At 50.6% G+C, this 13,141-nt stretch carries 13 protein-coding genes; 3 read left to right on the top strand and 10 right to left on the bottom strand.

The window, feature by feature from the left end; all coding sequences use genetic code 11:
- Window positions 1-41 precede the first annotated feature (41 nt).
- On the top strand, window positions 42-1,250 hold the full coding sequence (locus QJT81_02495; GenBank protein WGZ94876.1) for an RNA-guided endonuclease TnpB family protein: 1,209 nt from the start codon (window positions 42-44) through the stop codon (window positions 1,248-1,250).
- Window positions 1,251-1,293: 43 nt separating this feature from the next.
- Here the strand turns inward: QJT81_02495 and QJT81_02490 are convergent, their stop codons facing one another.
- The 9 genes from QJT81_02490 to QJT81_02450 all read right to left on the bottom strand — a co-directional run bounded on the left by QJT81_02490 (window position 1,294) and on the right by QJT81_02450 (window position 9,953).
- Window positions 1,294-2,055: a type II secretion system protein N gene (locus QJT81_02490; GenBank protein WGZ94875.1), complete on the bottom strand. Its 762-nt coding sequence runs from the start codon at window positions 2,053-2,055 to the stop codon at window positions 1,294-1,296.
- A complete protein-coding gene (locus tag QJT81_02485; GenBank protein ID WGZ94874.1) occupies window positions 2,052-2,531 on the bottom strand; it encodes a type II secretion system protein M in 480 nt (159 codons plus the stop codon). The genes QJT81_02490 and QJT81_02485 overlap by 4 nt, the downstream gene beginning before the upstream one ends.
- Window positions 2,528-3,724, bottom strand: a complete 1,197-nt coding sequence (gene gspL, locus QJT81_02480) for a type II secretion system protein GspL (protein WGZ94873.1) — start codon at window positions 3,722-3,724, stop codon at window positions 2,528-2,530. The genes QJT81_02485 and gspL overlap by 4 nt, the downstream gene beginning before the upstream one ends.
- On the bottom strand, window positions 3,693-4,754 hold the full coding sequence (gene gspK, locus QJT81_02475; protein ID WGZ94872.1) for a type II secretion system minor pseudopilin GspK: 1,062 nt from the start codon (window positions 4,752-4,754) through the stop codon (window positions 3,693-3,695). Before gspK ends, gspL begins: the two co-directional genes overlap by 32 nt.
- Window positions 4,726-6,675, bottom strand: a complete 1,950-nt coding sequence (locus QJT81_02470) for a transglycosylase SLT domain-containing protein (protein ID WGZ94871.1) — start codon at window positions 6,673-6,675, stop codon at window positions 4,726-4,728. The genes gspK and QJT81_02470 overlap by 29 nt, the downstream gene beginning before the upstream one ends.
- 60 nt (window positions 6,676-6,735) lie before the next feature.
- Entirely contained in the window at window positions 6,736-7,227 is a 492-nt protein-coding gene (locus tag QJT81_02465; GenBank protein ID WGZ94870.1) for a hypothetical protein, read from the bottom strand.
- Between the two features lie 242 nt (window positions 7,228-7,469).
- Window positions 7,470-8,372: a ribosome small subunit-dependent GTPase A gene (rsgA, locus tag QJT81_02460; GenBank protein ID WGZ94869.1), complete on the bottom strand. Its 903-nt coding sequence runs from the start codon at window positions 8,370-8,372 to the stop codon at window positions 7,470-7,472.
- Between the two features lie 44 nt (window positions 8,373-8,416).
- Window positions 8,417-8,698: a cytochrome c gene (locus QJT81_02455; GenBank protein WGZ94868.1), complete on the bottom strand. Its 282-nt coding sequence runs from the start codon at window positions 8,696-8,698 to the stop codon at window positions 8,417-8,419.
- A gap of 13 nt (window positions 8,699-8,711) precedes the next feature.
- Window positions 8,712-9,953, bottom strand: a complete 1,242-nt coding sequence (locus QJT81_02450) for a M48 family metallopeptidase (protein WGZ94867.1) — start codon at window positions 9,951-9,953, stop codon at window positions 8,712-8,714.
- A gap of 48 nt (window positions 9,954-10,001) precedes the next feature.
- On the opposite strand from QJT81_02450, the gene orn reads away from it, so the two are divergent.
- Window positions 10,002-10,547, top strand: a complete 546-nt coding sequence (gene orn / locus QJT81_02445; protein WGZ94866.1) for an oligoribonuclease — start codon at window positions 10,002-10,004, stop codon at window positions 10,545-10,547.
- Between the two features lie 114 nt (window positions 10,548-10,661).
- Window positions 10,662-12,041: an ATP-binding protein gene (locus QJT81_02440; GenBank protein ID WGZ94865.1), complete on the top strand. Its 1,380-nt coding sequence runs from the start codon at window positions 10,662-10,664 to the stop codon at window positions 12,039-12,041.
- Between the two features lie 300 nt (window positions 12,042-12,341).
- Here QJT81_02440 and QJT81_02435 read toward each other — a convergent pair whose 3' ends face one another.
- A complete protein-coding gene (locus QJT81_02435; GenBank protein ID WGZ94864.1) occupies window positions 12,342-12,869 on the bottom strand; it encodes a hypothetical protein in 528 nt (175 codons plus the stop codon).
- Window positions 12,870-13,141: the final 272 nt, after the last annotated feature.

The following is a 13,141-nucleotide window of genomic DNA, read 5'->3' as shown; positions in this document are numbered from 1 at the left end:
ATGACTAGACAACTATCACACCGCGCTGCATTCTGTTTGCCATGATCATCAGCCACAAAATCCGCCTTGACCCCAACCATAAGCAAGCGACGTACTTGGCGAAAGCCGCTGGTACAGCACGGTTCGCCTACAACTGGGCGTTGGCAGAATGGCAAACCCAATACGCCGCATGGAAAGACGATAACACCCAGCCAAAACCCAACCAAATGGGCTTGCGCCGCCAATTGAACGCCATCAAACGCGAACAATTCCCCTGGATGCTGGAAGTCACCAAAAACGCCCCGCAAATGGCGATTATCCAACTCGGTGCAGCTTTCAAGAACTTCTTTGCGGGGCGAGCCAAGTACCCGCAATTCAAAAAGAAAGGCAAAAGCCGCGACAGTTTCACCCTCACTAATGACCAGTTTGCCATCGACGCTTGCCGCATCCGCATTCCCAACCTTGGGTTAGTGCGGATGCGGGAAACGTTACGCTTTTCCGGTAAAATTCTCTCTGCCACGATTTCCCGCACCGCTGACCAGTGGTTCGCCAGCATCACCGTGGATACCGACCAACATCATCTCCCGCCTGCCAAAAACCAAGGCACGGTAGGGGTGGATTTGGGCGTATCTGCACTGGCAACCCTATCAACGGGGGAAAAAGTGGTTGGGGCAAAGCCGCATAAAGCCTTGCTTTCCCGCCTAAAACGGCTCTCGCGCAGCCTGTCCCGCAAGGTCAAAGGCAGTGCCAACCGCCACAAGGCAAAACAAAAACTGGCAAAACTTCACGCACGTATCGCCAATATCCGCCAAGACAGTTTGCACCAACTCACCACGGATTTGACCCGCCGTTTTCACACCATCGGCATTGAAGATTTGAACGTGTCGGGTATGGTGAAAAACCGTCATTTATCCCGTGCCATCAGTGATATGGGATTCTTCGAGTTCCGGCGGCAACTGGAATACAAGGCGGAAATGCGCGGTGCGGTGGTCGTGGTGGCTGATCGGTTTTTTGCTTCGAGCAAGACGTGTTCTGCTGCTGGCTGTGAGCATAAAGTGGACAAGCTGCCACTGTCGGTACGTGAATGGACTTGCCCCGTTTGCGGTGCAGTCCATGACCGTGACGTAAATGCCGCCAAGAATTTAGAAGAATACGCCGTGAGTTACACGGTGTCTGCCTGTGGAGGGGAAGGCTCTGGTCTTGGGCGCAAGCCGAAGACGAAACCAGCCCCCGTGAAGCAGGAATTCAACACCATGACTACTTTTAGTTAGCTATAAGTAGATTTGGGTAGGTTTGAAATAACGGTTTCTTCTCTTAGGGCAACTGCCCCTGTTCACGGATCTGGAATGTCCCATCCGGTTGCGGTGGCACAATAAAGCTACTCATGAATTGCTTAGTGCCATCATCAATACTACTACCCGGCTTCAGGTTCAATGCCGTTTGGTACTGACCTGTCGCTTGCAAGGTAATCGTACCATCCAAGCTAAATGCTGCATCGGGTGCGGAAGCAAGGCTGATTTGCTGCGTTCCATCATCACCACTGCTGACATTCGCGGTGTAATTGCCGTAACGCTGCGGCAGCATTTGCACCCCTGCTTCACGCCATTCACCATGCCCACTGAGTTTGGGGGGAGATTGCTGATCCCACTCCACAGCACTAAGATTGGCTTGAAAATTGCCACTTAACGGCGGAATCATCAAACTTTGCAGGTAAGGTGATACCGCTTGCGCCGGTAAATTATTGAGATTCAACGGGCTACAGTACAGTACACCTGCGAGGTTAATGCTGCAAATACCATCAATATCCCCACCCTGTGGCAAACTAGCCCGTATGTCTGCCGCAAGCTGGCCTTTCAATAAGGCACTGGTTTGCAAATCCCATTGCACATTATTGAGTTGCAAACCTTGAGCGCTCAAGCTGGCAGCGCCACCTTGCCACAGTGTACCGTTGATACCTTGCAGTTGCACGGGCAGGTCAGCAGGCAGTTGAGCTAATACCAGTTTGGCGGGCAATTGTGTCAGCGAGGTTAGCAGGAAACTGACTGTGCCTGCGAGAATGAGGGTGCGTATTTTCATCGTTCCAGCGTAATTTGTGCGTCAACCGTGCCGGGTTTGTCTGCCGGTTTGAGGGTCATACTGGTGATATTGGCGGCGTGTTGGGTTTCCATTGCAGCCAGAAACTGCGCCAAGGTATCGAAGGGTTTAGCCTCCAGTTTCAGTGTCACCGTGTTTTTATTTTTTTCTTCGGAGCTAGTCCCCGTGCCATCCAATTGAAATTGTTTGAGAGCCGCAATGACACTGGTGTGCAAACTACCGCCTGCGGCGACTGCTGCATTGGGGGCTGCGCCTCTGAGTGCGAGAACTTCAGCACGCTGGCGTTGCATCTCTGCGTGCGCTGCCTGTGCATCTGCCAAATCTTGCTGCAATAATTGGTGATGAGCGTTTAGCGGTTTCCACACAAATAACCAGAGCATGGTCAAACCAATAAGGAAAGCACCAATAGACATCAAACGGCGTTCACTGGCTGCTAGATTTTGCCACCAAGCCTTCATGACTGACCTCCCAGCGTTAGGGTTGCTTTGACACTATCTGCGGTACGGGACGATTGCATTTCCACGGCATTACCCAAGGATTTTTCCAGTGTATCCCGCAAGGTTTCAATGGCTTGCTGGTTTTTGGCTTGCAAATTGACTGTCAGCGTACCGGTTTGTGCACGAATATCTTCCACGCTTAAATCACCGGCGGCTTGCATGGCTGCGGCGACCGCTGCTAACTGGGGTAAAGGGCTGGTAGTGGTTGCCGTAGCGCTACCTTTGCCTTTAATTCGTACCAATTCGGAGGCAAGGCGGCTTTTAAGACCACGCGGGTCAACGTCACTGACATCGGGGAAGAGTTCGGCGAATAGTTGCAGGTTTTGCGCATCTATCGCCTCAAGCTGTTGCTGTAAACGGTAACTGCCCACCCCGTACATGACCATGGCGACGATGGCTGACCCTGCCGCTAACCCTGCGGCTAAGCGCCACCGCTGCCAGTGCTGACGGAATTGAGCACGGGTTTCATCCTGCAAACCGTTCAATAAGTTAAGCTTGAGCGCTGCTTGCAGGCTGCTGGGAAACAATTGTTCGGCTTGGGTTTCAGGAATAATGGTGAAACGTTGATCCGCCGCCCATACATCCGTTTGATCGCTGTACAAGCGTAGCCGTACAGGTTCGGTTTGCCCTGACGTTAAACTGTCCAGTAACAGGGGTAAAGCGGGAGGGGTGCTGGCATAGCCTGACAACTCCCCTGTTCTTACCCAAATGTATGCGCCTTGTTGCCATAAAGTCAGGGTATCTTCCCCCCAAGGCAACGCAAACAGGTCTGGCAAGACCGTTTGGGGGCGTAACTGGTGTGCCTGTAATGCCTTCACCCATTCACGCAGGCGGTCACGGCGTATGATCGCCACATCCACTTGCGTCGATGCGGGGCGTGTTTGCCAAACGATATGTTGCTGCTCCAACTCGTCGGCAATACTGTCTTCCAAGGCAAACGGAATGGCCTGCTGCAACTGGCGCTGATTACGGGTGTTGACACTCGTCTGCGTCAACAATACATCACGGCTGGGGATCAGCAATACAATATCCTGCCCCCGTGCCAGTGGCATAAGTTTTTCCCAAGAACCGTGTTGCCAGTCAGCAGGCTTGTTATTAAGCACTGCCCAAGCAGGTTCAGGATCATTCGGTGTTTGTAGGCGTATTACTAGCATCGTTAGTCGTTATTGGTTGTTCGTTAACCCGGTCGAATTGACGCATTATGACACGAACACTCCCCTTTGCGTCACGTAATAACAGACTGTTGACAAAAACCCGCGCCCGATTGATTTGCACCTCACCTGTGAGGCGAAAATATTGCGTGGTTACGTCAAAACTGTTCATCAATGCATCGTCTTTACCGGGTTCAAACGCCATGTCGCGGAGAAATTCTTCCTTGCTGCGATAGGCTTGCTTGAGTTTGCGCTTATCGAGAATCAGCGCAATTTGGCTGTCACTGAGGCGTAAGGCCTTCAACACCCATTTACTAGCCGTATTGGGGTTAATGGTGGTTTTCTCGAATGGCAACGCCGTCACCGTCGTGAGGAAATGGTTGAGGGCTTTGTTTTTTGCCTCTGGGTCTTGCATCTCTAGGCGTAACAAACGCACCTCACTCACATCTGCAAATGGCATATCTGCCGCTAAGTAGGGAATCACCCCCGCCAGATAATAATCGCGTTCTGCACCATCAATCCCTTGTGGTTGGGTATTGCTATCCAACCAATCGGCAATCGCATCCGCGAAACCGGCGGGCAACCCCGCATCCGTCACAAACGGCTTTAACTGGTTGAGGGCAGCAGCATCCAGCTTGCCGCGTTGCTCAGCGTCTTGGCTCAGCAGATTGTTAAGGTTGAAACGCCCTTGCAAATCTTCAAGATTGCCTGTGAATTTGACGATAGCCCCGCTTTCTTCCGTCAAGGTTTGGGTAGGGAGGCGGTAAGCCCAACGATCCGTCAGTGCATCGAATTTATTGGTTTTAGCATCCAGTTGCAGTTGTAAGCCTGCGTATTGCTCCATCATCAGCACATAGTGCCAAGCCCGTTCCAACGATTGGAAATTATCGGTTTGGCGCACCGCCCGACTCTGGCGGGCAAAAATAGCGGCTGCCAACGTCACGACCAATACCGCGATCACTAACACTGAAAGGATAGCGATACCGCGTTGCTGGCGTGGCCTGTTACGGGCTGGGTGATGATTTGGGTGCATTGGGTGCTATCGGTTGTAAACGTTCAGACAAACGGCGGCCTTTGCCGGGATTCAGTTTTTCATCGTAAATGGTGGTATACCCCATCACCGCCTGCACGTATTCGCGGGTTTCGGTGAAAGGAATGCTTTCGATCCACTGATCCGCATTGATCAACTTATCCGGTGCCCACTGGGGGGGACGCCCAGGCCCTGCATTATAGGCTGCCGTTGCCTGCGCGTAGTTACCGGAAAATGTACCCAACATGTCACGCAGGTAGGCACTGCCTAACTGAATGTTAGTCGGTGGGTGCAAAATGTCATCCCTACCCTTGAGCCTAAGCCCCAACTTGTTACCGACGGCGTTGGCAGTGGGCGGAATCAATTGCATCAAACCAAGCGCTTTTGCGCTGGATTCCACTGTCGCATCAAACGCACTTTCGCGGCGAATGACCCCCATGACCCAAGCAGGTTGGATGCCTTGATTTCGTGCTTGTTCCATCACCATCTCGGTATGCACCACCGGAAAGCGCAGGTGTGTTTCATCCCATTCTTTGGCACGCGCTACCGTCCAGATAGCAAGATTCGGGTCATTGGCACGGGTGGCGAGATCGGCTAACGCTAAAATACCCTCTTTATCCATTTGTTTAAGCGCACGAAACCATTCCTTACGCCCTTGTTCACGGTTGCCCAGTGCGAACCACTCGAAGGCGCGTTGGATGGCTGCAACTTTTTGCAACCCTATTACCCGTTGACTACGATCAATCGCTGGGGTTTTCAAACCGGGGTACGCCTGCCCTAATCTATCAGCCGCCAGAAAGCCGTAAAACGTGGCTTGCGGGGCAATCTTGGCGTAGAGCGATGTCGCTTGGGCTTTTTTACCGGTCTGTTCTAAGGCGCGGGCTTGCCAATACTCCCAACTGGCGGCATCGCGCTCATGCTCAAACGTGAGGTGCTGGGTCGCATCCAGCAACTTTTCCCAATCCCCCTGACGGGCGGCGAGGCGAGCCATCCACAGATTGGCTTCCTGAGTGCGTTGTGCTGCGGGGATGGCGGCAAGGCGCTGAAGTGCAGCAGGGTCGTGGCGCAAGGCTTGCTGCATCCCCAAAGCACTTTCCACCTTGGCGATGTCTTCTGGGGTAAATTGGCGGGTTTGCCGAGCCTGCTGCCAGAAATTTTCGGCTTGTTGGGGTTCTTTTTTAGCAAGGCGTGCGAGGCCAGCGGCAATCGCATCACGCATATAAGGCGTATTCGCTTGCTGAAGAGCCAAGGGTAATGCTGCGGCTGGGTTTTGGCGGATTTGAATCCACAGCTCAACAGCACGTTGCGCTTCCGGTGGCAAATCAGCCGCCAGTTGTGTGGCTAAGGTCGTTTGATTTTTATCGAGTGCTACACGAATACGTTCCCAGTAATCCTTAGTGCTGAGCGTAACGTGACGCCGCAGTAAATCCGTGACCGGGATGCAAGCATCAGAAAGTGATTTGCTGATCCCCATCCAGGTTTGTTTACCGGTTTCCAGCGCTGCGGTTTTTTGCCCCACGGCAGCCAGTGCCTGAGTGCGATAGCATTGGGTATCGGTATCGTCCAACATTGCCGGAATGGTTGCCAACAACTTTTGCCATTCCTGTTTGTCGGCGAAGCGTTTAGCCAGTTGTATATGTAACGCATCTGCCATCAGAGAATCTGGATAACGTTGGATAAAAGCCAGTATTGGCGCATCGGGAAGCGTGTCGAAACGCTGCTTGAGGTCAGCATATTCCAACCATGGATAGAGGGGATAGTGCTGCATCGCCTCAGGCAAGGTGGCAAACCTATCCAGTTTTCCGGCTTGTAACTCGCTGTAAGTGGACTGAAACAGTTCGCGCTGTGTTGCCGATGGCTCCGCGAAAACGGCTGGCGTATAGGCGAACACGCAACATGCAAATGTCAGAAAAAGTCGGCTCATGAATAAGGTTTTGCTACCAATAACGCGCCAAGAGTCTCATAAATGCCCTGTAGAATAAACCTATGCCGCTTGATCGAATGCTTCTTCTGCCAACAATAAATTGCTTTTAAACAATAAATAACCGTAGTGCTTGACCTCCCCTGTTTTGGTGACTGCCGTAAAACACACGCCTGCGTAGATTTGATGTCCCTCTTCACCCGGCTGATGGTCAATCATAATGATGTCGCGGGTCATCGCCTTTTCATAGGTAATATCCCCAAATTCGATACCGTGAGTCGGCACAAATTTAACGGTTTGGCTACTATTTTTCTGGTGATGGTGCGGATCAGTGGAAAGGAAAGCAATATTAACATGGCGGAGGACTAGTTCAGGCCAAGGATTGGAAATTTCAATGCTAAGACGTTCATCAAGTCTGCCGCTTAAGCGACGGCGCTGCATCCGCACTTTAGGCCAGTAGCGGGCGCTGGCAGGTCGGGGGGATGCCTCACAGGGCGTACATTCGTGACTGTCAGCGTAACTGCTATCAGACACATGCAGTTGATGGATATTCATGGTGTTACCTCATGTTAGCTCAAGGTGATTTTCAGTAGTTATTTATTACTCAGTCTCTTGACTTTACTGAAAAGTTCCGAATTATGAAGTGATAGTAGTCACTTTCCTGACAAAGGATTCTGAAAATCAACCGGTTTGGTTTATCGCCTTATTTTTGATTTATATGCAGTTATTATAGTTCCGAACAAACCGGATACGGGATGAATCAAGATAAGCGAGCAGATAGGTGGTATGTACGGTACTCAGACCGTACTCAATAAACTCAAATAGCGTGCAAAACGCTTTGGCGGTAGTTGCCCAGCACTGACAGCCGCCTTTATCACACAACCCGGTTCATGGTTATGTGTGCAGTTATTGAAACGGCATTCCCCCAAAAAGGGGCGAAACTCCGGGAAACCGCTTTCCAAAGTGGCAAAATCCAACCCGGTCAACCCAAAATCCCGCACACCGGGAGAGTCGATCAACGCACCACCCGCTGGCAAGCGATACAGTGTGGCAGAGGTGGTGGTGTGCCGCCCTTCCCCAGTATCAGAAATCGTACCCACACGAATATCCGTATCCGGCAATAACTGTGCGGCGATAGACGATTTACCCACCCCCGATTGCCCTACCACAATTGCGGTGCGCCCTTGAATAGCACTGAGAATGTCCCCTATTCCTTGCTGCTGATCCGCAGCAACGTGCAGAATGGGACAACCAATGTTCACGTATTCCGCTAAACAGGCTTCCGCTTCAGCCGTCGCATGAGTCTGGCGTAAATCCATTTTATTCATCACCAGCAAAACATCCGCGTGTAAACGATTGGCGGCAATCAGGTAACGGTCGAGGGTATCCCACACCGGAGCAGGTTGCCAACTAGCCACCACAATCAAGAGATCAATATTGGCGGCAATAGGGCGCAGTTTGCCGCGAAAGTCCGGGCGTTCCAGCACATTGCGGCGGGGAAGCATAGCGGTAACAGCAGCATTGCCTTGGGCTTGGCGTTCCCATTGCACATGGTCGCCACAGGCAAGATGGTCGAGTTTACGGCGAGCCGTGCAACGTAGCCGCTCGCCCGCCTCGGTTTCAATCAAAAAGTCAGCACCAAAGCGGGTAATCACTTGCCCGATGCCTGAAGAAGCTGCGTGAGAAATGTTTTCCGTCATAACATCCTATTGTGACGGAAAACGCCTACGTTGCCCACGTATTCCTAAAATTTGTAATACGCCTGATTGAGATAAGCGACAACATCCTTAATTTCGTCGTCAAACCAATTGGTGTCGAGGTTAGCGTCACAACTGCGCACCTGGCTTTCCAGCCTAGCGAGATCAGTGACCTTACGATCGGCTTTGGTAAAGGCATCCGTGCCATGGCAATTCAGGCACTTTGACGCAGCAAACAGTTTTTGCCCATTTGCCGGGTCAGGTTCGGCGGCTACTGTTTGCATCAGTAGCAAGCCACTACAGAGAATCAAAAGAGCTTTCGCTTTCATTTCACTACTCTTGTTACATTTGTTGTTGTAAATGCGCAATCCGTATCGCTGCGGGCGGATGCGAGTCATAAAATGCCGAATACCACGGATCGGGTGTCAGGGTACTGGCATTCTCCTTGTAAAGACCCACTAATGCTGCAATCAGTTCCGTACCACTTGACTGTTGTGCCGCGAATTCATCCGCTTCAAATTCATGTTTACGCGACCACCATGCCATGACAGGGCCGATAAAAAACGTGAATGCTGGGCTAACCAATACGAACAACACTAACGCCATGTAGGTAGACGGCTGGCTAACGCCGAGCGCAGTATAAAACCACTCTTGGTTCATTAACCATGCCAAGACGATGAAACCGCTTAATGTCATGATCATCGACAAGGCCATGCCCTTAACGATGTGTTTGCGTTTGAAATGCCCCAATTCGTGCGCCAGTACCGCCTCCACTTGCGCAGGCGTTAAGTGTTTCAGCAAGGTATCGAAAAACACAATGCGTTTATTTTTGCCGAAACCGGTAAAGTAGGCATTGCCATGCGCAGAACGGCGTGAGCCATCCATCACGAATACACCTTTGCTGTTAAAGCCGGTGCGTGCTAACAATGCGTTGAGGCGTTCGGCGACTTCGCCTTCTTCCAACGGGCTGAATTTATTGAACAAGGGCGCAATGAATTTGGGGTATGCCCAGGTCATCAACAGTGAAAACGCAGTCAATGCCGCCCACGCATACAACCACCACAAGCTGCCAGCCGATTCCATCAACCACAATATCAGCATCACCACCGGAATCCCGATCAGCAAGGACAAAGCCGCACCTTTCAGCAAATCTGCGGCAAAGGTTGCAGGCGTCATCTTATTGAAACCAAAGCGTTCTTCCAATACGAAAGTACGGTAAAGCGACATTGGCATATCCAGCAAACTACCGATCAACATCAGGCTAATAATTACCGCTGTGCCGGTGTACAGCTCGTTCCAGCCAAAGCTGCGCCATTGTGCATCCAGCCATTCCAGCCCGCCGCCGAGTGTCCACCCCAGCAAGATCACCAAGCCAATCAGCAAGTCGATGCGCCCCAAACCGCCTTTGGCGAGGGTGTAATCGGCGGCTTTTTGGTGTTCTTCCAACAAGATTTTACCCGCAAACGGGGTGGGGACAGCGGCGCGGTGGGTGCTGACATGCTGTTTCTGCCGCAATGACAAGTACAGTTGTACCAAAGTCGATGCCAGCAAAAAGGCAAGGAAAATGTAGGTAAAGGTTTGCATAATGTCTGTTATATTCCAGATTCCCTAAAGTAAGTGCAGTGTACCCGAATGAGCATGAATCAGGAAAATTTGATCTGGATTGATCTGGAAATGACGGGACTGGATACCGTCAACGACGTGATTATCGAAATTGCCACCATCGTCACCGATAAAGACTTGGCTATCTTGGCAGAAGGCCCGGTGATTGCCATCCACCAGACGGCGGAAACCATGGCGAAAATGGATGAGTGGAACCAGAAACAACACGGCGGTTCGGGGCTGATTCAGCGCGTGTTAGCGAGTGAATGGACAACCGCGCAAGCCGAACAAGCGACCCTCGACTTTCTGAAGCAATTTGTGCCAGCGGGTGCGTCGCCGATGTGCGGCAATAGCATTTGTCAGGATCGGCGTTTTCTGGCGCGGCAAATGCCAGAATTGGAGAAATTCTTTCATTACCGCAATCTGGATGTGAGCACGTTGAAAGAATTGGCGAATCGCTGGAAACCGGGGCTGGCGGCAGGTTTTAAGAAGGAATCACAGCATTTGGCATTGGCAGATGTGCGGGATTCGATTGATGAGCTGGCGTATTATCGGGAGCATTTTATTCAGCAGTAGTGGGTAATACCCCCTTAAAATCATGTGAAGCTAATCAAAATACCCCCCTAAAATCATGAACTGTTCGTGCTTGTGCTATAGTCATTGCATTCTAACCTGCCAAGGTAAGCACACATGCAACGCCAACAACTACAGTTTCTGACCCGCTGGCTACACAACAAAAACCGTAAACCCCTGATCATCCGGGGTGCGCGGCAGGTGGGTAAATCCACCTTGGTGCAGTTGTTTGCTGAGCAACAAGGCATGACCTTGCTCACCACCAATCTGGAACGCTACCCTGCGTTGAGCAGTACGTTTGCCAGCAATGACCCGGAAAAAATTCTTCAGCAAATTGAAGCCTTGCCACGTATGCCAGCGGTTAATGAGCAGGCATTGCTGTTTCTGGATGAAATTCAGGCTGTGCCGGAAGCCATCCCCGCTTTGCGCTATTTCCATGAAGACCGCCCGCAATTGCCAGTCGTGTGTGCGGGTTCCCTGTTGGAATTTGTGCTGGCGGCGCATCAGTTTCCGATGCCAGTGGGTCGGGTGCAATACCTGCACATGGAGCCGATGACGTTTTCCGAATTCCTGCTGGCACTGGGTGAAGACAAGCTGTATCAGGTCGTGACAGCATACCAGCTTGGCGATGAGATCGGCACAGTCGTACATCAGCGGCTGCTGGAATTGCTACGCAGCTATTATTTCGTGGGTGGGATGCCCGAAGCCGTGGTTGCATTCGCCGACACCCGCCGTTACCAGTCGGTGAGTGAAGTCCATAACTCCATCATTGAAACCTATCGGGATGACTTTCCCAAATACGGCAGACACCGGGATCAGAACCGGATGCTGGATGTGTTCAACTTCGCTGCCCGCCATGTCGGGGTGAAGGTCAAATACAGCAATATTTCCCGACAAGACCAGAGTGCCGCCCTGAAAAAAGACCTGGAACTGCTCTGCATGGCGCGGGTGATCAGCAAGGTCATCCACAGCCATTGTTCGGGCTTGCCGCTGCAAGCCAGCCTCGACGAGAAAGTTTATAAGCTGCTGTTTCTGGATGTCGGTCTGATGAATGCCATTTGCGGACTCAATTGGCGCACATTGTCCCAGTTTGACGACATCAAGCTAGTGAACGAGGGCGCGATTGCTGAACAGTTTGTCGGTCAGCACTTACAGGCATTGCTGGCGGAATCGCCCAACCGGGAACTGACCTACTGGCTGCGGGAAGGTCGTTCCGCCAATGCTGAACTGGATTATGTGGTGGCACTGGAGGGGCAAATCATTCCGATTGAGGTCAAGGCAGGTGCAAGTGGCAGCATGAAATCACTGCATCAGTTCATGGCAGAAAAGCAGGCTCCGCTTGCCGTGCGGTTTGATGCGGGTTTGCCTGCGGTCAGTACTGTCAATGCCGTGGTGAACACAAACAACCAGCAGCAGGCGATTAGCTACCGGCTGGTGTCGTTACCGTTGTATTTGGTAGAGCGGTTGGGGGCGTGTGTTTCCTACGGTCTTCGATAAAAAAATGAACAAACCATAAGTAAATTATATCAAAGGTTTTGCACCTGCCGATGGGCATCGGGAGGCTGTGTAATTTTTGATATTAACTTATACAGGGGACATTACTATGTCTAGATTGGAAACATTGATCAAACGTTTGCATCAGTTACAGAGAGAACTCAACCGCCTACTAACTGATGAGGAGAGAATACAGGAAGAGATACGACAGATTGAACAAGAGATAGAGCATCTCCGCAATAATCAACGTTAATGTATTCCACTCATTGAATCGAAAAAAGGGTTTGGTTCAACTTTGTTGAGTCAAATCCTTTCTGTCAGGTAATCTATATATGAGCGCAGCTTCTCTTTTGATTCATATGACGTAGAAAAAGGAATCCTCTTCTTCAATAGGGAGAGTGCTTCTCTATAGTATTCATTCTTGATCTCTAAATCAGTGACCGGCTCTTCAATTAAATATGTGCTATCCAACAGTAGACAGATTTCCAATGAGTCAATAAGTTGAGCTATATGAAGTTTAAATGTTCTAATCCCAGCTTTTTTCTCTGGGAATCCTGATGGAAAATCCCCATCAAAATTATCCTCACACATTTGCTTGAATATTCTGTCAACAATGCTGTATTTATCGTTTCTCAACCAATCAGCTAATTGCTTGTGTGGTGAATGATAGGCTTTTCTAAGTTCGTTGCTTTCTTCAGTTATTTCGCTGATATTTTTTTCTATTCCTGATTTCCGCTGTTGAAGTTTGTTAAGCTCATTCCGTTCATTGGCTAGTTTGTTGACATATTGTTCTATGATGACGCTTTGTTTTTGGGCGTCTGCTGATGCCATCTTGTCCAACAGACGTTCAGTCGATTCTGCAACTTTAGTCCATGCGACATCCTGATCTTGCTCGGATCTTATCCAGCCATTATTAGGAGTACCTTGTATGTTTGCGAATGGTAATTTATTCCAAAGACATGACCTATATCTGACAGGGACAATTACTTTTTCTTTTCGTTTGTGTGCTTCAAGTGCATCCTTTAGTTCTTTGTTGTAGCAAAATTCTGAATTAATGAAGTCTTGGCTAACGAGGCAAAAGACGATTCTTGCATTTGTCAGAT

Source organism: Candidatus Thiothrix putei (assembly GCA_029972225.1).
Taxonomy (GTDB): Bacteria; Pseudomonadota; Gammaproteobacteria; order Thiotrichales; family Thiotrichaceae; genus Thiothrix; species Thiothrix putei.
This window is presented reverse-complemented; position numbering and strand designations above follow the sequence as displayed.